The sequence below is a fragment of the Pelotomaculum terephthalicicum JT genome, from assembly GCF_022410535.1.
GTDB lineage: Bacteria > Bacillota > Desulfotomaculia > Desulfotomaculales > Pelotomaculaceae > Pelotomaculum_D > Pelotomaculum_D terephthalicicum.
This window is the reverse complement of the sequence record NZ_JAKNBL010000015.1, coordinates 34,432-54,868: the sequence shown is the minus strand read 5'-3', so window position 1 is coordinate 54,868 and position 20,437 is coordinate 34,432. Positions and strand designations below refer to the sequence as shown.

General features: G+C 50.8%; 21 protein-coding genes and 1 pseudogene. 19 read left to right on the top strand and 3 right to left on the bottom strand.

The window, feature by feature from the left end; genetic code table 11:
* Nucleotides 1-59 precede the first annotated feature (59 nt).
* On the bottom strand, nt 60-1,547 hold the full coding sequence (locus tag L9W92_RS10500) for a methyl-accepting chemotaxis protein (RefSeq protein WP_240083713.1): 1,488 nt from the start codon (nt 1,545-1,547) through the stop codon (nt 60-62).
* 426 nt (nt 1,548-1,973) lie between these two features.
* On the opposite strand from L9W92_RS10500, the gene L9W92_RS10495 reads away from it, so the two are divergent.
* Nucleotides 1,974-2,579 carry a hypothetical protein gene (locus L9W92_RS10495; RefSeq protein ID WP_240083712.1) on the top strand — a complete coding sequence of 202 codons (606 nt, stop codon included), beginning with the start codon at nt 1,974-1,976 and terminating at the stop codon, nt 2,577-2,579.
* Between the two features lie 153 nt (nt 2,580-2,732).
* Here L9W92_RS10495 and L9W92_RS10490 read toward each other — a convergent pair whose 3' ends face one another.
* On the bottom strand, nt 2,733-2,951 hold the full coding sequence (locus tag L9W92_RS10490; RefSeq protein ID WP_240083711.1) for a hypothetical protein: 219 nt from the start codon (nt 2,949-2,951) through the stop codon (nt 2,733-2,735).
* Nucleotides 2,952-3,093: 142 nt separating this feature from the next.
* Between L9W92_RS10490 and L9W92_RS19325 the strand changes: the two are divergent.
* Nucleotides 3,094-3,237, top strand: a pseudogene (locus tag L9W92_RS19325) (DNA alkylation repair protein); the annotation flags it as partial.
* A gap of 3 nt (nt 3,238-3,240) precedes the next feature.
* Here the strand turns inward: L9W92_RS19325 and L9W92_RS10485 are convergent.
* Nucleotides 3,241-3,348, bottom strand: coding sequence for a TipAS antibiotic-recognition domain-containing protein (locus L9W92_RS10485; RefSeq protein WP_240083710.1), 108 nt, complete (start codon nt 3,346-3,348; stop codon nt 3,241-3,243).
* Nucleotides 3,349-3,445: 97 nt separating this feature from the next.
* Here L9W92_RS10485 and lepB point away from each other — a divergent pair, with 97 nt between their 5' ends.
* The 17 genes from lepB to rpe all read left to right on the top strand — a co-directional run bounded on the left by lepB (nt 3,446) and on the right by rpe (nt 20,415).
* Nucleotides 3,446-3,985 carry a signal peptidase I gene (gene lepB / locus L9W92_RS10480; protein ID WP_240083709.1) on the top strand — a complete coding sequence of 180 codons (540 nt, stop codon included), beginning with the start codon at nt 3,446-3,448 and terminating at the stop codon, nt 3,983-3,985.
* Nucleotides 3,986-4,006: 21 nt separating this feature from the next.
* The gene (locus tag L9W92_RS10475; RefSeq protein ID WP_240083708.1) at nt 4,007-4,183 is read left to right on the top strand and encodes a hypothetical protein; all 177 of its coding nucleotides are present in this window, start codon (nt 4,007-4,009) and stop codon (nt 4,181-4,183) included.
* Between the two features lie 55 nt (nt 4,184-4,238).
* The gene (rsgA, locus tag L9W92_RS10470; protein ID WP_240083707.1) at nt 4,239-4,748 is read left to right on the top strand and encodes a GTPase RsgA; all 510 of its coding nucleotides are present in this window, start codon (nt 4,239-4,241) and stop codon (nt 4,746-4,748) included.
* A 157-nt stretch (nt 4,749-4,905) separates the two neighbouring features.
* Nucleotides 4,906-7,155 (top strand): replication restart helicase PriA, encoded by a 2,250-nt coding sequence (gene priA, locus L9W92_RS10465; protein ID WP_240083706.1) that lies wholly within the window; start codon nt 4,906-4,908, stop codon nt 7,153-7,155.
* Between the two features lie 14 nt (nt 7,156-7,169).
* Entirely contained in the window at nt 7,170-7,628 is a 459-nt protein-coding gene (gene def / locus L9W92_RS10460) for a peptide deformylase (protein WP_240083705.1), read from the top strand.
* Between the two features lie 120 nt (nt 7,629-7,748).
* Nucleotides 7,749-8,705, top strand: coding sequence for a methionyl-tRNA formyltransferase (gene fmt / locus L9W92_RS10455; protein ID WP_240083704.1), 957 nt, complete (start codon nt 7,749-7,751; stop codon nt 8,703-8,705).
* Nucleotides 8,702-9,490: a DUF116 domain-containing protein gene (locus L9W92_RS10450; protein WP_240083703.1), complete on the top strand. Its 789-nt coding sequence runs from the start codon at nt 8,702-8,704 to the stop codon at nt 9,488-9,490. Before fmt ends, L9W92_RS10450 begins: the two co-directional genes overlap by 4 nt.
* A gap of 71 nt (nt 9,491-9,561) precedes the next feature.
* On the top strand, nt 9,562-10,917 hold the full coding sequence (gene rsmB, locus L9W92_RS10445) for a 16S rRNA (cytosine(967)-C(5))-methyltransferase RsmB (RefSeq protein WP_240083702.1): 1,356 nt from the start codon (nt 9,562-9,564) through the stop codon (nt 10,915-10,917).
* Nucleotides 10,918-10,964: 47 nt separating this feature from the next.
* Nucleotides 10,965-12,038: a dual-specificity RNA methyltransferase RlmN gene (gene rlmN / locus L9W92_RS10440; protein WP_240083701.1), complete on the top strand. Its 1,074-nt coding sequence runs from the start codon at nt 10,965-10,967 to the stop codon at nt 12,036-12,038.
* Nucleotides 12,039-12,128: 90 nt separating this feature from the next.
* Nucleotides 12,129-12,890 (top strand): FHA domain-containing protein, encoded by a 762-nt coding sequence (locus L9W92_RS10435; RefSeq protein WP_240083700.1) that lies wholly within the window; start codon nt 12,129-12,131, stop codon nt 12,888-12,890.
* 2 nt (nt 12,891-12,892) lie between these two features.
* Nucleotides 12,893-13,396, top strand: a complete 504-nt coding sequence (locus L9W92_RS10430; protein WP_240083699.1) for an FHA domain-containing protein — start codon at nt 12,893-12,895, stop codon at nt 13,394-13,396.
* On the top strand, nt 13,374-14,087 hold the full coding sequence (locus L9W92_RS10425) for a Stp1/IreP family PP2C-type Ser/Thr phosphatase (protein ID WP_240083698.1): 714 nt from the start codon (nt 13,374-13,376) through the stop codon (nt 14,085-14,087). Before L9W92_RS10430 ends, L9W92_RS10425 begins: the two co-directional genes overlap by 23 nt.
* 230 nt (nt 14,088-14,317) lie before the next feature.
* A complete protein-coding gene (locus tag L9W92_RS10420) occupies nt 14,318-15,526 on the top strand; it encodes an FtsW/RodA/SpoVE family cell cycle protein (protein ID WP_240083725.1) in 1,209 nt (402 codons plus the stop codon).
* The gene (locus tag L9W92_RS10415) at nt 15,523-16,917 is read left to right on the top strand and encodes a peptidoglycan D,D-transpeptidase FtsI family protein (RefSeq protein WP_240083697.1); all 1,395 of its coding nucleotides are present in this window, start codon (nt 15,523-15,525) and stop codon (nt 16,915-16,917) included. The genes L9W92_RS10420 and L9W92_RS10415 overlap by 4 nt, the downstream gene beginning before the upstream one ends.
* Nucleotides 16,918-16,980: 63 nt before the next feature.
* Nucleotides 16,981-18,852, top strand: coding sequence for a Stk1 family PASTA domain-containing Ser/Thr kinase (gene pknB, locus L9W92_RS10410; RefSeq protein ID WP_240083696.1), 1,872 nt, complete (start codon nt 16,981-16,983; stop codon nt 18,850-18,852).
* Complete coding sequence (gene rsgA / locus L9W92_RS10405) at nt 18,830-19,729, top strand: ribosome small subunit-dependent GTPase A (RefSeq protein ID WP_240083695.1); 900 nt, start codon at nt 18,830-18,832, stop codon at nt 19,727-19,729. The genes pknB and rsgA (L9W92_RS10405) overlap by 23 nt, the downstream gene beginning before the upstream one ends.
* The gene (rpe, locus tag L9W92_RS10400; RefSeq protein ID WP_240083694.1) at nt 19,729-20,415 is read left to right on the top strand and encodes a ribulose-phosphate 3-epimerase; all 687 of its coding nucleotides are present in this window, start codon (nt 19,729-19,731) and stop codon (nt 20,413-20,415) included. Before rsgA (L9W92_RS10405) ends, rpe begins: the two co-directional genes overlap by 1 nt.
* The last annotated feature ends 22 nt before the right edge of the window (nt 20,416-20,437 follow it).

Genomic DNA, 20,437 nt, shown 5'->3' with positions numbered 1-20,437 from the left:
GTGTAAATTTCTATCCTTGGGGCGTGATTACCTTCATTATTGAGAAACGGAATTTGACTTTAATCATTTAACCGCACGTCCGCTCCCAGCACACCAATAACCGGGCCATGAATGTCCCGCACTGGAACGGATATGGTCAGGCATAATTTTTTAGTTATGGCGGATAAATAAATGTCCGAAACGTATTCCTCACCGGCGGCGGCCCTTTGCCACCACCGGCGAATCTTGGCGTTAGCCAAACCGGCCGGCGGTTCGGAAAAAACAAACGTGCCGTCCATACGGTTCGACCATACTGCCTCGAGTTCAGGCTGCCTGCTAAGCAATTCTCTCAGTACTTGTTGATGCTCTTTATTATCTAGGGACGTGATGCGGGATTTTTCAGACTCCGCGCGCAGTACTTTGAGCAGCCGCTTTATTTTTTCTTTATGGGCCGCGCTGCCTGTAATGGCGCTGACATCCAGCTTTACTTTCCCGCTGACATCTTCCAGCATATCTGCGGCTTTTTGCAGGCGCACTCCGGTCGCGCTGATTTCTCCGAAGTTTTCTTTTTGCGCTTCCGCCGCCGCGCCAACCTGCCGCAGATAATCCTTGATTTCCTCGCTGCTCTTTTCCACTGCGGATGAGATGGCCGACACCGCCCGGGCGATTTCAGTCAACACCGCTTCGGCGTTTACCGTACTCTTAACTCCGTCAGCGATGCTTCTCCGGTCGTTTTCCGCCGTTGATTTAACCTTTTCAACCTCTTTGCGGATTGATTGGAGTATTGCAACTGTATCACCCACTGCTGAAAAAGTTTTTTCAGACAGATTTTTAACTTCTTCGGCTACGACTGCAAAGCCACGGCCATGTTCACCGGCCCGGGCAGCCTCGATGGAGGCGTTAAGCGCCAGCAGCTTGGTTTGATCAGAAATTTCCGCTATGGCGGTAAGAATGACGTCAATCTGCCCCACTGCCGCATCCAACGTTGTTACGTATTCAGCCACTTGGGTCGAGTCAATATCAGCTTGTTCGATAGCGCGGCGGGCAGAACCCATTTCTTCCAGACAGGTGGCGACAGACCGCTCGTTCTCCCGGGTCTCTTGCCGTAATTTCCTGGACATATCAGCCAGTGAACCGGCCACTTCTTCCACCTTGGTAAAGTCTTTGGCAATTTGCCCGGCTGTCTCGATAGTCATATTCATTTGTTCAACAGCGGCGGAAACCTGCTGCGCTGCCAGCTGCGCCTTCCCCGCCATATCCTTTAACAGCTTGGCGGTTTTGTCGACGGCTTCAGTCAGACCGATATATTCCTTGGGATAATGGTGTTCCTTGTTTTGGACGGCAACCCTCCCCGCGGCAAGCTCCATTATCTCCTGGCGCAGGGAAGCAAGCCACTGGCTGCTGCCTCTCCGCCGCCACGTGCCGAATAACAATCCGGTAATTAGCGTGTTGACAATCAACGCCGTTACCGCCCTGACCTCCCAGTGGCAAAAATAAGCTAAAACTGCTACCGAGAGCAAAGCAGAGCATAGTAAATAAGCTCTTGCCAGGTGTTCACTTTTTAACATATTTTCAAACCACCCCACACTGGAAAATCCGCCTCCGGTGAACTGCGGGCGGCCAATAAAAAAGCCCTCACCGCTAGAACGGCCAGGACTTCACTGTCTTAATTCCTTATATCTCCATTGATCTTTAGGAACAATAAAATTATAACAACGCAATGGTTTAAGAGCAAGGATTTTTTAACAGCATTGGCTTTGGGTCCTGGCATGGTTTCTTGGATAAAAATCATTATTATAATTTACTGGGATGGTAAATACTAATTATGATTTTTAATTTGTATAATTACTTTATTTGTTGGGTGGTGTCAAAACTCGCTGTTCGTGGTAAAATGTTTGCATGTGATAATTTGGTTTTAAGTATTTTGTACAAGTTTAAGGGGCAGAAGGGTTTGCGCGTAAGCTGGATTATTCGTTGAACAGGAGGAGAAATCTGTGATTGACGAAGTAAATATGAGCGATATCGACCCCATGATATATGAAGGTGCAAAATGGGATGCTTCTGAAGTATTATATAAGCCGAACGAGTTTGAAGGCAGAACTCTAACGAATCCTCCCGACTTTGTGATAAAGAAAGATGGTATTGCCTTCTGGATACAGATGAAGGAGCTAGCAGAAACAGAGCGGGAGAATGGGCGGTCAAAGGATATAGCGCATATCAGAGGTTGTTTGACTGAGGCGGCCGGAGTATTCGACTGGGATACGGATGATCAGAATATAAATCTGATTGTTATGAAGACCGGCCAAGCCAGCTATCGAAATATTGATCTTGGACAAGCTGTATTCGGGGATGAAGTGTTTAAATATGGAAGATTTGGAAAACGGGAATGGCATAGGGAAAATAATGGATTCTTTCACGATCCCGGCTTTTGTTCTAAGGTGGCGGGGGTAATTGTTATAAAACGCGAAGAGCATTCGCCGATAAGCGGATATGCTAAACTGCTGTTTATTAATGATAGATTTAAAGATAGATTGGAGCAGATACGTTTAATTTTGGATTTCGATAGGGCTATCTACTTTAATGAATTGATGCTTGATTAAGACTAAAAAAACAGTTTATATATATTATTAGAAGTTAAGATGTAAATAGTTAACTAATTTTAATTAATGTATGGATATAACTGATAATGAAAGAGAGCAAGCATTGAGGAGTTGATTGGCAACGACGATGAACAGGTTATATTCCCGGGTTGGTCATGTCCTATTTTTTCTTCTTGTTGGGTAGGGTGTAACTATATACCTTACCCCTACAACCATCCTGATTAATTTATTTAAAAGGCAAATGATTTTTGCAAACTCCCAGTTACAGATATCCTTTGCAGCGGTATTGATATTGTATTTACTGATATCATTATCATTATTATTTTTATTGTTTTTTAAATTTCCGAAATTATTTAATATAAACCAATTCATTATTTATACCTCCACTATGTTGATTATTTGCATAAATAAATCTGAATATACATTAAAAGTGGAGGTGTGTTCACTTAGACAAACTTAAATCTTTCTAGTTATTTGTTTTTGCTCCAATTGAATTTGAGCTCTTAAAACAGGCTATTGTGAAGATGCGTTCGTAGCATTCGATTGGGCTTACCGGATGCAAAAAAATTATAAGCCGGTTGATATTGAGATGTTTGAACGGTGGGTTGAGCAATATGTTGATAATCGGGATTTAAAGGAACAGGTAATGAAAGGATAGATTTTATGCTTTATTCATACAATAATGCTGGATGGCGTCATTATAGTATGCGGCAAGACCGGGAGCAAATTTATCATAAAACGCGGTAAATCTCCCGTCGGAAATATACATATTGCATTGGAAGAATAAGCATAAATTTCAATAGTAGTAAATAAAAAAATAAGATATAATTGAGTAAATCTACCAGATAACTTTTAAGGAGAAAACAATGGGATCTAAAATAAAAGAAATATTTTTTGACTGGATAAAAATTATCGTGGCGGCCATTGTGCTGTCCTTATTTGTTAGAAACTACGTTGCTGAGGCGAAATGGATCCCTAGTGAGTCGATGCTGCCAACTTTAAAGGTTGGAGACCACATAATAATAGACAAACTTTTTTATAAGCTCAACGGAGCAGGGGGAATCAACCGCGGTGATATTGTTGTCTTCAATCCGCCGCAGTCTGCTAATTTAAGCGAAAAGGTCTTGATTAAAAGAGTAGTTGGTTTGCCCGGAGAAACGATTTCGGTAAAGAGCGGGTCGGTTTACATTAACGGAAAACAAATTAATGAACCATATATTCTTGAAAAATCCAGTATGGATTTTGCGCCTTTGGAAATACCTGACAATGAAATATTTGTGATGGGAGATAACCGCAATATCAGCTATGATAGCAGGTTTTGGGGGCCATTGCCCCTTGCCAATATTATCGGCAAGGCTGAATTTCGTTATTATCCCATTAATGAAATGGGAATAATTAATCCCTAGGTTTGAAAACGAGTATAATATTTGGAAGAATATTTAATTATATCTGAAGCAAAAGAAAATCTCGATATTCAGAGAAAAAAACAAGGATTGATTAAGGATTTTCATTGCATAATAAATCAAACGCTGAAGGAGCTGATCTTCATGTTGAAAGCACATATTGCGGAGTCGGTGGTAACAGGGGAGGTGCGTTCAGACTAAAATTAATCCGCCCTCCCCTTGCCATGCTATCAAAATAGGGAGGACAAATTTAATAATGAGTAAAATAAATTTATATGATATAGGGCTTTCCGCACGATATGCCCAGGAAGCTGCGATATATGGCGGCAATTTCTATTTGGCGAGAGTTTCAGCGCAGCACAATGACAAGGGCAGGCATACTACCACTAACAGACAGCTGCTTGTATTGCCTGAAGGCGGAGTGGTAATCGACACTCCCGGAATGAGAGAACTTCAGATACTGGACGCCGACTTATCGAAGTCTTTTTATGACATTGAGAAATTGGCCGAAAAGTGCTATTTCAGGGATTGCAGGCATGAGTCCGAACCGAAGTGCGCTGTAAGGAAAGCCATTGAGGATGGGATATTAGCCGCCGGGCGATTTGAAAATTACAAAAAGCTCCAGCGGGAGATGGTCTTCGAAGAACGCAAAAGCACAATGACCGCCGCGCAGGCGCAGAAGCAGAAGATGATCGATATGATGGGAACGCTTGATCGATATAAGCAGGTGCAAAAATTTAACAGAAAGAACAAAGGCGGCAGGTAATCCAAGAGGCTGTACCGCAATATTAATTTCGGTACGGCCTCTTTGCCGTAAGACGTCAATATTAACCTCTTTTCCCAGACGCCTGGTGATGTTTATCACCGGGCTTTTTTTTGATATAATAGCTCTAGGTTTGAAAAGATTTCCCCTGGAGGGTATAATGAAAAAAATTGGAGATTATGCCGAGGTGATTATCGCGCTGAATACCCGGAGCATTGACCGGGTTTTTCACTATGCCGTGCCGGCTGCTCTTCAGGATAAAGTTAAAATAGGTGTCAGAGTACAGGTTCCTTTCAACAACAGGCGTCTGACCGGGTATGTCACCGGCTTCGGCTTTCCGGAAAACACGGTAAATATCAAGGAGATTGCCGGGGTATTGGACGCTGAGCCGGTATTTACCCCGGAATTATTGGAACTGTCCCGCTGGATGGCTAAAAATTACCTCTGCAGCACGGCGGAAGCGCTTCAGCGGATCTTATCCCCTCGCTTGCTGGTAAAAGGAACGCGGCTGGTGAAACAAGTTCACCCGGCTATCCCGGCGGAAGAGTATGATAATGTGCTGAATTCACTGCGACGAGCTCCAAAACAGGCGGCCTTATTAAGAAAAGCGATGATTAATCCGGGGTTGACCCGCAAGGAACTAGCCGAGGCGGCGGGCGTGTCAACTTCAGTAGTTGACGCGCTAGTTGAAAAGGGCCTTCTGCTGACATCACCGGCGGTTTTGTCGCGGCGGCCGGGCCGGACCGCGCAGACCCAAGTTGCTCTTGATCCTAACGGGCTTATTCTCAATAACGGGCAGAAAGCCGTTTTTAATCAAGTCGCGCGGGAAATCAGACAAGGCTCTTTTAACGTTTTTCTCTTGCACGGCATTACCGGCAGCGGCAAAACCGAGATTTACCTGCATGCTGTTTCAATAGCCCTGGAAGCAGGCCGTCAGGCGGTTGTGCTGGTGCCTGAGATATCACTGACGCCCCAAATGGTGGAGTTGTTCCGCGAGCGCTTCGGCGGGCAAGTGGCTGTCTTACATAGCGCGCTTTCGGGTGGGGAAAGATATGACGAATGGCAGCGGATCAAGGAAGGCGAGGCGCCTGTGGTGCTGGGGACCCGCTCGGCGGTCTTTGCCCCTCTGCCCAGGGCGGGACTGTTTGTGATAGACGAAGAACACGAATCTTCTTATAAGCAAGACGACCACCTGCGCTATCATGCCAGGGAGGTTGCGATAAAAAGAGCCCAACTGGCAGGGGCGGTGGTATTGCTGGGCAGCGCCACGCCTTCCCTGGAATCGCAGCTGAAAGCTTCCGCAGACGGCCCGTACCGGTTGTTGAAGCTTACGGACAGAATTGACGGGCGTCCTCTCCCGCCGGTGCGGGTTGTGGATATGCGTCGGGAAACGAAGGATGGAAACAGCGGCATTTTTAGCAGAATACTTGTCGCCGCGGTAAACAGGCGCCTGGAAAAAGGTGAACAGGTGCTGCTTTTCTTGAATAGACGCGGTTACGCAACTTTTGTAATTTGCCGTGAATGCGGGCTGGTTCTAAGGTGCCCGCGGTGCGATATTTCCCTCATCTACCACCGGGACGGCCGCTTGCGGTGCCATTACTGTAATTATACCGTCAGGTCACCTGATTTATGTCCCACCTGCGGCAGCCAAAATATCAGGCATTTCGGGACGGGCACACAAAGGGTGGAAGAAGAGGCGCGCCAGTTTTTTCCGGAGGCGCGGATTCTCCGGATGGACAGTGACACAACTGCCCGCAAAGGAGCACACTTAAAAATAATCAGCGCTTTTCGCGACAGGCAGGTTGATATCTTAATCGGCACCCAGATGATTGCCAAGGGCCTGGATTTTCCCGGGGTGACTCTGGTAGGGGTGATAAATGCCGATACAACGCTGCATATGCCTGATTTCCGGGCGGCTGAGCGTACTTTTCAGCTATTGACTCAGGTGGCCGGCAGGGCCGGGCGGGGTGACTTGCCGGGTGAGGCGCTTGTCCAGACATATACCCCGGATCATTACAGTATCACTGCCGCCGCCGCCCATGATTGCGACCGGTTTTACCTTAGTGAAATGCCGGTGAGGCGCTCTTTGGGATACCCCCCTTTCAGTCACCTGGCCCGGCTCCTGTTTACCCACGAGGATGAGGAAGAAGTGAAGAAAGGAGCCGGACAGGCTAAAGAGATATTAATAAACATGTTGACCGGCAGTGATAAAAATATCTCTATTCTCGGGCCGGCCCCCGCGCCGTTGAGCAAGATAAAAGACAGATACCGCTGGCAGTTGGTTATTAGGGCTTCCCGTCGTGATTGGCTGAGAGATGTGATTAAAGAAAGCCTGTCCTTATTGGAAAAGGGGCCTTCATCGATCAGGCCGGCGGTTAATGTGGATATTAACCCGCAGGGAATGTTGTAAAAGGAGGAAACGTTTTGGCAATATATAAAATAGTGGAGTTGGGAAATGCCATTTTAAGAGAGCGCGCCAAAGCGGTGCCGAAAATAACCTCAAATATTTTAAAACTTCTTGATAATATGGCTGATACTTTGTACAGCGAAAAAGGGGTTGGCCTGGCCGCGCCGCAGGTAGGCGTGGCGAAAAGGGTGGTTGTTATAGACGCCGGCGAAGGCCTGGTTGAGCTTATCAACCCTGAAATAATCAAATTTGAAGGCCAGGCCACTGACACCGAAGGGTGCCTGAGTATCCCGGGCACTGTGGGGGATGTTACACGGGCCGCGTCTGTTGAGGTGAAATGTCAGGACCGTCATGGCAAGGAGCGAATTATTCAAGCAAGTGACTTGTTTGCCAGGGCGCTTCAGCACGAAATAGATCACCTGGACGGTGTCCTGTTCATCGACCGGGCGCAGAAGGTATGGAAAGTAAAGAATTAAGTTGGGAAGAAGCTGTATTCAGTAGTTAGTAGTCAGAATGAGAGAAAGTGGTTTATTATTTTGAAGTATGCTGAATTCTGACTCCTGGATTCTGAATACTTGAATATTGAGGGATGAGAGATGCGTGTAGTATTCATGGGAACGCCGGATTTCGCGGTGCCGTCATTAAAGGCCCTGGTTGAGGCCGGCCACGACGTGCGGGCTGTTATAACGCAGCCTGACAGGCCGAAAGGCCGGGGTAAAAAATATGCGCCGCCGCCGGTAAAGGAAGCTGCTCAAAGTTTAAAACTGCCCGTTCTGCAGCCGGCCCAGGTAAAAGAGCCGGAGTTTATTGAACAATTGCGAAGTTATTCACCGGAAGTTATTGTGGTCGTTGCTTACGGGCGGATTCTGCCGCCGGCTATTCTGTCACTGCCTGAACATGGCTGTGTAAATGTCCACGCTTCCTTGCTGCCGAAGTACCGGGGCGCGGCGCCTATTCACCGGGCGGTGATCAATGGTGAAAAGGTAACGGGGATTACCACCATGTTTATTGATGAGGGGCTTGACACAGGAGACATGATTCTTAAGGAAAAAGTTCCCATCTTTGGTGAAGATACCGTCGGTGACCTGCACGACCGTTTGTCTGTTGCGGGGGCGCGTCTGCTGGTCGAAACACTGGACATGATCGGGCGGGGGCGGGCGCCCAGAATTCCTCAGACCGGCGAATCCTCTTACGCGCCGGTGCTTACCGGCGCGGACGAATTGATCATATGGGACAAACCGGCTCAGGATATCTATAACCTGATCAGGGGCATGAACCCTTGGCCCGGCGCGCGTACCTATCTGGGAGAAAAAATGCTGAAGATCTGGCGCGCCGGTGTTCTTGATGACGAGCAAACGCTGGCCTGTCCGGGGAGAGTGATGGGTACTGTGCGGGAAGGTGTTTTAGTCGGTACTGGCAGGGGGCTGCTGGTAATTACTGAACTTCAGATGCAGGGAGCAAAGCGCATGAGCGCCGCCGACTTTTTAAGGGGCACCCCGGCCCCGCTGGGTGTGATTCTTTCAAATGCTCCGGGGAAGGACGGTATGCGGTGATATCAGGAACGTTAAACCCGGTGCGGAAAAGGTTGTTTGTCGGCCTGCTGAGCGCCAGCCTGCTGGCGGCTTGCTTGCTTCTAACGGCGATATGGTACATAACGGCCAACCCGGTTAGAAGCATGTTTGATCAGGTGCTCTTGCTGGCATTGGGAATTTTATTGCTGGGCGGTATCGTGGTGGCCGGTTTTGGGGTCGGGGGCATTGTGCTGACTATTATTTATGCGAGGGATATTTCGGCCTTCCGCGGCCCGATGCGGGTGGCCTTGAATATTTTCTTTCCACTCGCGCTGTTTCTCGGCCGTTCATTTCATATTGAAAAAGACAGGATTAAAAACTCATTTATCGAAGTGAACAATTTTTTGGTCAGATCTAAAACCCTCAACCTGCTCCCGAGTCAGGTCTTGCTGCTTGTGCCGCACTGCCTGCAAAAGAGTGACTGCCCGCATAAGATAACAGTCGATATTAATAACTGCCGACGCTGCGGCGGGTGTGTGGTCAGTAAGCTTCTGGAGCTGAGAGATCAGTATGGCATTAACATAGGTATGGCCACCGGAGGCACGCTGGCCCGGAAATTTGTCCGGGAGTACCATCCCCGTGGTATTGTGGCTATAGCGTGCGAGCGTGATCTCACCAGCGGCATTCAGGATTCCAACCCCATTCCGGTGCTGGGAGTTACGAATGAGCGGCCTTTCGGGCCATGTTTCAACACCCAGGTGAAATTGCCGAAGGTGGAGGAAGCCATCTGCTTTTTTATCAGTGAGAGAAGTAAATTGGTTGGCTGAAGCTTACAGCAACGAGAATAATATAGTAACCAGATATATATTTTGTGAATATTTGGAAAGGATGTATCCAGTTGCCCCAAATAACAGCCAGAGAACTGGCCTTGCAAGTGTTAAGAGCAGTGGAGGAAGACGGCGCGTATGCCAATCTGGCCTTAAATCAGGTCTTGGAAAGATACCGGCCCGGTAAGCTCGACCGGGCTTTTGCCACTGAATTAACTTATGGAACACTGCGGACACGCAATACTCTTGACTGGGTGCTGGGGCAATTTGTTAAAAAGCCGCTAACATCTCAGACTATTGCATTGCGCAATATCCTGCGCCTCGGTGTGTACCAGCTTATGTGCATGGACCGGGTGCCGCCGTCCGCTGCCTGCAATGAAGGGGCGGAGATGGCGCGCAGGCATGGACATCCCGGCTCGGTGAAGTTTGTCAATGGGGTGCTGCGCAACGTGGCAAGGCAAATAAAGGAAATTAAGTTTCCTCAACTGGCGGACGACCCAATCGCCCATATCTCGCTGCGCTATTCCCACCCGGCATGGCTGGTGGAAGGCTGGCTGGCGCGATTCGGCCCGGAGGAAACGATCTCCCTTTGCCGGGCCAATAATGAACCGGCGCCGAATACGGTGCGCACGAACACTTTGAAGCTGACGCGGGCCGAGCTCGCGGGCAGGTTGAGAGAAGACGGCCTGGCTGCGCGGGAAACCGCATATGCTCCGGAAGGGCTTAACATCGAAGACTTCTTTTCTTTGAACGCACTGGGTGCTTTTCAAGAAGGGTTGTTTCAGATCCAAGATGAAAGTTCCATGCTGGCCGGCCGGGCTTTAATGCCCCGGCCCGGCGCCCGTGTGCTGGACGTTTGCGGCGCGCCCGGCGGTAAAACCACTCATTTAGCGGAACTAATGGAAAACCGGGGTGAAATCCTGGCGGTGGATATCCACCCGCACAAGATCGCCTTGATTGAAGAGAATTGCCGCCGCCTCGGGATTAATATAGTCGAGGCGTTGGCGATGGATGCCGAAAGATTGCCGGAACAGCTGGATGAATGGGCTGATTTTATCCTGGTTGACGCTCCCTGCACCGGGCTGGGTGTCCTGAGACGCCGGCCTGATGCCAGATGGCGCAAAGAACCGGGCCAAATCCCGGCGATAGCGCGGCTGCAGGCCGGGATTTTAAAAAGCGCCGCCCGGTGTCTGAAGAAGAAGGGGGTGCTCGTATACAGTACCTGCACGATTACCCGTGAAGAAAATTTGCGTCAGGTTGAAGACTTTCTTTCCCGTCACCCGGACTTCAGTCTGGAAGACTTAAGCCCTTTTCTTCCGGTTGGCTTGGATGAGCAAGGGACTATGCGTTCCGGTTATTTGGAGATTCTGCCTCACCGGCATGGGATGGACGGCTTTTTTATATCCCGCATGAGAAAAAAGGGATAGGGCAAAATGATGGAGAATAGTTTTATTTAAGAAAGAGGAGCAGTTCAATGTCGGTCAAAATCGATTTGCGGGACCTCACCCTTTCTGAGTTGGTCGGTTTGACGCGGCAAATGGATGTCGAGACGTACCGGGCGAGGCAGATGGCAGAATGGGTCTTTCAAAAAGGCGCCGGATCTCTTGAAGAAATGACCAACTTGCCCCGTGATATGCGCGGGCGGCTGGCGTCCATAGCCGGGATTGGGCGCGTTGAAGTCATCAAAAGACAGGTTTCCCGGGGTGGAGACACAGTAAAGTATCTCTTCAAACTGGATGACGGTCAAGCGGTTGAAAGTGTTTTGATGAAACACAGCTACGGCAACTCTGCCTGTATCTCCACCCAGGCCGGTTGCCGGATGGGTTGCCGTCTCTGTGCCTCAAGCCTGGGAGGTTTCGTCCGGAACCTGCGTTCCGGTGAGATTTACGGGCAAGTTCTCGGTATGCAAAAGGACGCCGGAGAAAGAGTGAGCCACGTAGTGATCATGGGTTCCGGCGAACCGCTGGACAATTACGCGGCCACCCTTGCTTTTATAAAAAACGTTACTGCTCCTTACGGTCTTAATATAGGGCAGCGCCATATCACTGTTTCCACTTGCGGTCTGGCGCCCCGGATCAGGGAGATGGCCGGTGAAAAACTGGCGGTTACTCTGGCGGTGTCGCTGCACGCGCCGAACGATCACCTGCGGGATGAGTTAATGCCGGTTAATAAAAAATACCCGTTGCGGGTATTAATGGAAGCTTGCCGGGAATACGCGCTCAAGACAGGCCGGCGGATTACCTTTGAATACGCCCTGATTGCCGGTTTAAACGACGGGCATGAACTGGCCGCTGAATTAGGCGCGCTGCTGTCGGATATGCTCTGCCACGTTAATTTGATCTTAGCCAATCCGGTGCCGGAACGGGGTGTCAGGCCGTCTGCCAGGCGTCAAGCGCTCATATTTAAAAATATTCTTGAAAAAATGGGTATACCCGTTACTGTTCGCCGGAGTCTTGGCGGGGATATCGACGCCGCTTGCGGGCAGTTGAGGCAGAAAACTCTGGCAGGTTGGCATGACGCGTGCCTGCAGGGCGATTTTGAAGCCTGACGCAAAAGAGCGGGCGAGTGAGCTTGCAGAGAAGCGAATGAACTGGGCGAAGCGTTTGAAGTATAACCAGCGGATCAGGAGGTGAGCTCCTTGGGTGTTTTCTCAGGTTTGGAAGGCAGTTTGGAAAAATATATTGAAGGGTTTTTTAAAGACAGGTTTAAAGGACGCGTTCAGCCGGCCGAGATAGCGAAAAAGCTGGCCAGGGAGATGAGGGACCGCAGGCGGGTCAGTGTCAACAGAATTTACGTGCCTAATAAATTTACTGTTCACCTTAATGCTAGTGATTACGATCATATTGCGGCAATAGCTTCGGCATTTTCCGGTGAGCTTCAAGAATATGTAAATCAGAAGGCCAGAGAAAAGAAATATACCCTTGCCGGCCCGCCGGCCGTGGATTTTGTCAGAGAAGAGCTCGAAGAAACAGGGTTTATAAAAATAGAATCCGGTTTTAGCGAGGCGCCGCCGGAGGATGAACCAGCAGAGGCGGATGCGGGAGTGCTTGAACACACCCAGCTTTTTCGCCTGGCCAAGGATATTACTGTTGTGGAAAAGACGCCTGCCGTTTATGCCCGGCTGAAAGTTGAAGCCGGTCCGGAAAAAGGGAGGATTATTAATTTGAGTAAAGCCAGCCAGGTGATCGGGCGGCATGCCGGGTGTGATATCGTTCTGAACGACTTCAGTGTATCCCGGCGCCAGGCGCGGCTTGAATGGGTACAGGGCAGGTTTGCCATCACCGATCTTGGTAGCACCAACGGTACGTGGGTGAACGGTTCCAGAATCGTGTCAAAAGTGCTTGAACCGGGAGATGAAGTAGCCCTGGGCACCACAGTATGCGCATTTAAGGTGGATTAGACATGCTTACCATATTAATTACGGCTTTGCGGTATGCTTTTTTATTGCTTCTCCTTATTTCTATTTTCAGGCTGATTAAATGGATGATCGCCGACCTGAAAGAAGTATCGTCTCAACAGGTAATAGAAAACCCCCCCGGCAGGCCGAGAGAAGAACCCCGTTCTTCTTTCGGGACAACCGGTGAAGTAGAACTGGTGGTTGTCGAAAGCTCCGTATCCCAGCCAAAATCAGGCGACACTTTTGGTTTCCAAAGGGAAACTCTTATCGGCAGGGACGAACGGAGCGATATAATTATTGCTGGCACATTTGCCTCTGCCTGGCACGCGCGTATATACTTTAAGGAAGGACAGTACTGGCTGGAGGATTTGAAAAGCACCAACGGCACTTTCTTGAACGAAATCCAGGTGAATCAGCCGATTGTTTTGGCAAATAGAGATAAAATTAGAATCGGGGGAGTTATTTTTCAGTTTGTGAGGTGGGGGTATGAGATGGGCGCAGATCACTGACACGGGTTTATCAAGGAGGGTTAATGAAGACAGCCTGCTTGTGTTGCCGGAAATGGGGCTGCTGGCGGTAGCGGACGGGATGGGCGGACACCAGGGTGGTGAAGTCGCCAGCGGATTGGCGCTTCAAACGTTGCAGAAAGAGCTCGCCCGCTTGCTGAAAAAGGGTGAATCGCCTGAGAAAGCCCTGCTCAATTCAGTTAAAGTGGCCAATGTTTCGGTATTCAAAATGTCCGTACGGAAGGAAGAACTTAAGGGCATGGGAACGACATTAACCGCGTGTTTGAACTGTGCGGGCGACCTTATTATCGCTCATGTGGGTGATAGCCGGGCCTATTTGATTCGCCGGGGTGGTATTCGTCAATTGACTCAAGACCATTCACTGGTGCAGGAACTGCTAAGAAAAGGCGGCATTAACGAAGAACAGGCGCTTCAGCACCCCCAGCGCAATATGCTGACCAGGGCGCTCGGCACTGCGCAGTCGGTGGCGGTGGACCTTTACCGGGATAAATTAGCGGCAAACGATCTCCTCTTACTGTGCACCGACGGCTTAACCCGTTATCTTCGCCAGGAGGATCTATTATATGTGATCAAATCTTCCCAAGGGATTAACAGCGCGGTGCATGCCCTGCTCGGCAAGGCGCTTCAGTATGGAGGCGCGGACAATGTTACCATTATTCTGGCCCAGTTTTAAATTAGGAGTCAGACTCCCATGAAGCTTCGCTTCATCATCAGATAGCTGAAAATGGTAATGATTTATTTTTACCGTTCTCTTATTTTTCATTCATTAATATAAGGTTCCGGGGGAATAAAATGACTGACGGCAGTTACGGCAACTATATCAGCGCGGTGGCAAAAAGCGCGGCCCGCAGGAAAGGCCGGCGGGTTGAGTGGAAGCTGCTTTCTCTTATCGGGGTTTATGCCATGATCGGGGCGGCTGCGTTGTACCTGGGATCGGCCGGCGCGGCGGACCGGAAGGTCGTTTTCGCCTGCGTCTCAGTTGTCGCGGCCTACTTTTTGGTTAGTTTTTACTGGCATTATTCGGGCTACCGCGGGGATTGCTTTTTGTTGCCGTTAGTCGCCTTGCTTTCCACTACCGGCCTGATTTTCTTGTTTCGCCTGGATCCGGCTTATGGCGTGCGCCAGTTTTTCTGGCTGCTGATCGGGCTGGGAGTTCTGCTTTTAACCACACGGCTGCTTATTGATTTCCGGTTTTTAAGCGACTATAAATATATTTACGCGCTTGCCGGTTTGATTGCCCTTATCCTACCCGTTTTTTTCGGCCAGGAGCAGGGGGGGGCGAAGAGCTGGCTGGACCTTGGCATCTTTAATTTTCAGCCGTCCGAGTTTGTTAAAATCTTAGTAGTGCTTTTCCTGGCCAGTTACCTGTCGGAAAACAGGGCCGTCTTGACCGTCGGGACCAGAAACCTGGGCGGGCTGGCTTTGCCGGGGCCGCAGGAGTGGGGCCCGCTGCTGGCCATGTGGGGAATTTCCCTCTTATTGCTGGTGTATCAGAAAGACCTCGGCGCGGCGCTGATTTATTTCAGCACCTTTCTGACCATGGTTTATGTGGCCACCTCCCGTATTCTTTATGTTCTGTTTGGTTCGACGCTGTTTGCCGCGGGGGCGGCAGCCAGTTTCTACATGTTTGACCATGTGCGGGCCAGATTTGAAATATGGATGAACCCGTGGCCCAATATAGAAACTACGGGATACCAGATCATTCAGTCGCTTTTTGCGATTAACTCGGGCGGTGTGCTCGGCAGCGGTCTCGGGCTGGGATTTCCGGGATACATTCCGGCTGTGCATACCGATTTGATTTTTTCCGCTATTTGTGAAGAACTGGGTTTGGCAGGCGGCGCCGGTATTATTATCCTTTTTATGCTCTTTGTTTACCGGGGAATCAGGATTGCTTTAAAAACGACAGATGAATTCGCCGCCCTGGCAGCTTCCGGGCTGACCGCCCTGCTGGGTTTACAGGCTTTTATCATTATTGCCGGGGTAACCAAGCTGTTACCCCTGACCGGCATTACTCTTCCGTATATAAGTTATGGCGGCAGTTCGCTGGTGGCGAACTTTATATTGCTGGGGCTTTTATTAAATATTTCCCACGAGGAAGAAAGCGATTTATGAAGCAGAATATTCTAAAACTAGGTTTCTTGCTATTGGGCTTATTTTTAATCCTGGTGGGCTACCTGTCTTATTTGCAGGTGGTCAGGAACCCGGCCCTGGCCTCGAATCCTTATAACCGCCGCGTGCAGGAGATGGAGAATCAAACTGTGCGGGGAAACATCTATGATGCCAAGGGTGTTGTCCTGGCCCGGACGGAATTTGACGGCAAGCAAGGCCGGCGGGTTTATCCCCAGGGGGATGTCGCGGCGCATATTATCGGTTACGTTTCCGACCGGTACGGGCGGGCGGGCCTTGAATCCGCATACGATTCTTATCTGCTGGGCATGGAAGGATCCGACAGCGTCAGGAATTTTATCAATAGGCTCCTGGGTAAGGAGCAAAAGGGCGGGGATCTGACGCTCACTATTGACTCTTCCCTGCAGGAGCTTGCAGAGCAGCTGCTGGGGAACCGGCGCGGGGCGGTTGTTCTCGTTGACACCAGGACGGGAGCTTTGCGGGTAGTGGCCTCAGCCCCGGGTTACGATCCCAACCGCCTGGAGGAATACTGGCCGGTTCTGGTGCAGGCGGCGGACTCGCCCTTGCTGAACCGGGCGGCGCAGGGCGCTTACCCACCCGGTTCAACGTTCAAAATTATTACTGCGGCGGGAGCGCTGGCCGACAAACCCGGACTGGCCGACAGCACTTTTAACTGCCAGGGTTACTTGATGGTAGGCGGGTATAAGCTGACCGACCTGGCTGTGCATGGCGAAGTGGATCTGAAAAAGGCTCTCGCCGTCTCATGCAACACCACTTTTGCGCAGTTGGGCCTCGGGTTGGGCACCGACAGCTTTTACCGCACCTTTAAAGCTTTCGGGCTGGATCAGGACCCCGGCCCAGGAATCGCGGTGCGGCCGGGCACGCTTGCCGCTCCGGGTGATATGATTCAGACAGAACTGGCCAGCAGCGCCATCGGACAGGGCGAGGTGCTGGTAAGCCCGCTGCATATGGCCCTGGCGGCGGCGGCCATAGCCAACCAAGGTGTGATTATGCATCCCTACCTGGTTGAATCGGTAAGAGACTCCTCCGGTGCAGCCGTTCAGTCCGTAACGCAACGCCAGTGGCTTACCGCAACCACCCCGGCCATATCCGGAATCATTAAAGAAGGGATGATCGACGCGGTGCGCGGCGGCACGGCGACAGCAGCGGCTGTTTCCGGGGTGAAGGTGGCCGGTAAAACCGGCTCCGCGCAAAACCCGCACGGTAAGACGCACGCCTGGTTTATCGGTTTCGCGCCCGCGGAGCAGCCCAGGCTGGCTGTCGCGGTGGTTTTGGAAAACGCCGGTTCGGGCGCGTCTGTCGCGGCCCCGGTCGCGGGCAGTCTTCTGGCGACGGCTCTGGCGAAGGGGTATTAGATTGGCGAGCGGCGTGCAAAAAATAACTTTGCTAACGTTTAGTTTAGATTAGAGGTGAATAAAATGATCGGGAAGCTTTTGGGGAACCGCTATGAAATTGTGGAACAGCTGGGCGGCGGTGGTATGGCCATAGTTTATAAGGGCCGGGACACCATTTTGAACAGATTGGTTACCATAAAAGTGCTTCGTTCCGAGTTCAACAGTGACGAAGACTTCGTAAAACGGTTTCGCAGAGAGGCCCAGGCTATCGCCAGCCTCTCACACCCGAATATAGTCAGCATTTACGATGTCGGCCGGGTAGATGAAGTTGACTACCTGGTCATGGAATATGTTGAAGGCGACAACTTAAAAAATCTGATCCGGCTGCATGGCCCTTTAACCCCGGCCAGGTCCGCCCAAATTGCCCGACAGATCAGCGACGCGCTGGAACATGCCCATGAAAACAGCATCGTGCACCGGGATGTCAAGCCGCAGAACATTTTAATCACCAGGGACGGACGGGCCAAACTGACCGATTTCGGGATCGCCAGGGAGGCCACCGCCGCTACCCTTACCCAGACCGACGCCGTCATGGGCTCGGTTCATTACCTTTCCCCCGAGCAGGCGCGTGGAGAAAATACCGGACCGCGTTCCGACATCTATTCCCTGGGTGTCGTATTGTATGAAATGGCTACGGGAGCGCTGCCTTTCCAAGGGGACACCCCGGTCGGCGTCGCTTTGAAGCATATCCAGGATGAGCCGCCCCGCCCTTCCCTGCTGAATCCGGCGGTGCCGTTGAGCTTGGAAAAAGTAATCGCCCGGGCCATGACGAAGAGCCCGTCCGGCCGGTATGAAACAGCGAGACAGATGGCGCAGGAACTTGAGGATATAGCCGGAGCCGGCATAAAAGACCCGCCGCGGGCTGAGCCCGATGATGAATTCGCCACCAGAGTGATTCCCACCGTGCACAGGGCGGCCGGGGATATCCAGCCCGCTGAGAGGGATGTGCGCGGGAGAAAAAGAAGCAAGAGATGGCTCTGGTCGGCGTTGATTCTTCTGGTGCTGTTTGCCGCGGGGGCCGCCGCGTTTCAGTTTTACTTCAATATACCGGAAGTGACGATGCCTTCCGTCGAGGGAAAGACCCTTGATGAGGCTAAAAACATTTTACGCCGGCAGGGTATAAAAAAAGATCCTCAGGTGTTCTTGAACTACCATCCCAGTGTGCCGGAGAACAGTGTCATTTCCCAGAAGCCTGCGGAAGGCGACAAGATAAAAGTAAACCACACCGTAATTCTATATGTCAGCCAGGGAGCGGAACTGCGGGAGGTGCCTTCGGTCATCGGCCAGAGTTTCAGTAATGCAAAAAGCATGATTGAAAGAAATGATTTAAACGTAGCCATGCCCTATCAGGAAGGGTACAGCAATGAATATGCGGAAGGAGTCGTGATGGACCAGGAGCCCAAAGGCGGCAAACTCGCAAAAGGAAGCCAGGTAATCTTGCATGTCAGTAAAGGAAAGCAGCCCGTGATGCATAAGCTGCCCGACCTGACCGGCCTGACGCTGGAGAAGGCGAAAGAGGAATTGTTGAAACTTAAGTTAATCCTTGATGAAAATGTGAACAGGGTTAGAAGCAGCAGTTATCTCTCCGGGCAGGTGACAGACCAGAGCCCGGCCAAGAACACAGAGGTCGAGGAAGGCTCCGAAGTGCATGTAACCGTAAGCGACGGGCCGGGCCCGGAAAAGCGCACTAAAAATGTAACCGTCCCATTTAACGACGATAAGAAAGAGCACAAGCTGAGAATCGTGCTGAATGATGTGCGGGGCGCTACCGAAGTTTTTAACGGCACTGTCAGGAATGAAAAATCGGTGACCAAACAAATAACCTATTATGGTAAGGCGACTGTTCGAGTTTATGTGGATGAAGTCCTGGTGGATGGTGATATACCTCTTGATTAGCGGGGAAAACCTTGTTCAGGGCATTGTCCTGAAGGCGTACAGCGGCCATTATTTTGTTCATGACGGCGGCTGTGCATGGGAGTGCTCGTTGCGGGGGCGCTTCCGTTACGAAAAACAGCAAGTCCTGGTTGGAGACCGGGTGGAACTGGCGCCAAAAGCGGACCGGGCCGGGGTTATCGTGAAAGTATTGTCCCGCCGCTCCGCGCTGTTGCGGCCGCCGGTAGCCAACGTGGATCAAGCGATAATTATTTTTTCCGTACGGGAACCCGAGCCCAATCCCGGCTTACTGGACCGCTTTCTCATTACGGCAGTCATGAATCAGATTGAGCCGGTGATATGTTTCAATAAAATCGACCTTATAGAAAATGGCGAGGTTGCTCTTGTTTCCCGCTATCAGGGTGTATATACTGTGGCGCTAACCAGCGCGGTGACCGGAACGGGTCTGGACAGCCTGCGGGAGAAACTGCGGGGAAAAATTTCGGTATTCGCCGGCCCTTCCGGGGTGGGCAAATCGACGATATTAAACGCCATAGTGCCGGAGTTGAAACTTAAAACCGGCAGAGTCAGCGAAAAATTAAAGCGGGGCAAACATACGACCCGCCATGTGGAATTGATATCCCTGCCTGAAGGTGGATTGGTGGCGGACACCCCCGGTTTTTCCAGCCTGGACTTGCCCGATATCAAGCTGGAGGAACTAGCCGGCTACTTTCCGGAAATGGAAGAGTACAGCGGGGATTGTTACTTTAGCGGCTGCCTTCATGACAGGGAACCCGGGTGCGCTGTCAAGAAAGCGGTGGAACAAGGGGGAATTGAAGAATCACGCTACCGGCAATATGTTGAATTTTTACAAGAATTGAGAGGCAGGAGGCGGTATTGATGGTCAAACTGGCCCCTTCCATATTATCCGCGAATTTTGGGGCGCTGCTTGATGATGTTCGGCAAGTTGAAGAGGCCGGGGCGGAGTACCTGCATATTGATGTTATGGACGGTCATTTTGTCCCCAATATTACCATCGGCCCGCTGGTGGTGAAGGCGCTCAGGCCGAAAAGCCGCATGTGTTTTGACGTCCACCTGATGATTGAAAACCCGGAGCTGTACATTGAGCAGTTTATCAACGCCGGCGCGGACTTGATTACCGTGCATGTGGAGGCCGCACGGCACCTGCACAGGCTCTTAGCCCTGATCAAGGAAAAGGGTGTGCGGGCGGGCGTGGCGTTGAACCCGGCCACACCGCCCGGTGCCGTGGAGTATGTCCTTCCCTTGGTGGATCTGGTCTTATTAATGACCGTCAACCCAGGCTTTGGCGGACAGGCGTTTATTCCCGAAGTGCTGCCCAAGATCAAGGCTGTCAGGCAAATGCTTAACAAGCGGGGTTTAAAAGCTGAAGTCCAGGTCGACGGCGGGGTGAACCAGGACACGGCTGCCGCTGTGGTACAAGCCGGCGCCACGGTACTGGTAGCCGGCTCGGCGATTTTCGACAGCGCCGATATCGCTTCCGCCGTGCGTCAGCTCAGAATAATAATGGGGTCAGCCCTTGACATTGGACAGGTAAATATTTTATAATTTTCCATAATACCAGATAACG

Coding starts and splice junctions, on each gene's coding strand:
- L9W92_RS10500 (WP_240083713.1), bottom strand. CDS start 1,547: ATGTTAAAAAGTGAACACCTGGCAAGAGCTTATTTACTATGCTCTGCT.
- L9W92_RS10490 (WP_240083711.1), bottom strand. CDS start 2,951: ATGAATTGGTTTATATTAAATAATTTCGGAAATTTAAAAAACAATAAA.
- L9W92_RS10485 (WP_240083710.1), bottom strand. CDS start 3,348: ATGTATATTTCCGACGGGAGATTTACCGCGTTTTATGATAAATTTGCT.
- lepB (WP_240083709.1), top strand. CDS start 3,446: ATGGGATCTAAAATAAAAGAAATATTTTTTGACTGGATAAAAATTATC.
- rsgA (WP_240083707.1), top strand. CDS start 4,239: ATGAGTAAAATAAATTTATATGATATAGGGCTTTCCGCACGATATGCC.
- priA (WP_240083706.1), top strand. CDS start 4,906: ATGAAAAAAATTGGAGATTATGCCGAGGTGATTATCGCGCTGAATACC.
- fmt (WP_240083704.1), top strand. CDS start 7,749: ATGCGTGTAGTATTCATGGGAACGCCGGATTTCGCGGTGCCGTCATTA.
- rlmN (WP_240083701.1), top strand. CDS start 10,965: ATGTCGGTCAAAATCGATTTGCGGGACCTCACCCTTTCTGAGTTGGTC.
- L9W92_RS10430 (WP_240083699.1), top strand. CDS start 12,893: ATGCTTACCATATTAATTACGGCTTTGCGGTATGCTTTTTTATTGCTT.
- L9W92_RS10425 (WP_240083698.1), top strand. CDS start 13,374: ATGAGATGGGCGCAGATCACTGACACGGGTTTATCAAGGAGGGTTAAT.
- L9W92_RS10420 (WP_240083725.1), top strand. CDS start 14,318: ATGATCGGGGCGGCTGCGTTGTACCTGGGATCGGCCGGCGCGGCGGAC.
- L9W92_RS10415 (WP_240083697.1), top strand. CDS start 15,523: ATGAAGCAGAATATTCTAAAACTAGGTTTCTTGCTATTGGGCTTATTT.
- pknB (WP_240083696.1), top strand. CDS start 16,981: ATGATCGGGAAGCTTTTGGGGAACCGCTATGAAATTGTGGAACAGCTG.
- rsgA (WP_240083695.1), top strand. CDS start 18,830: ATGGTGATATACCTCTTGATTAGCGGGGAAAACCTTGTTCAGGGCATT.
- rpe (WP_240083694.1), top strand. CDS start 19,729: ATGGTCAAACTGGCCCCTTCCATATTATCCGCGAATTTTGGGGCGCTG.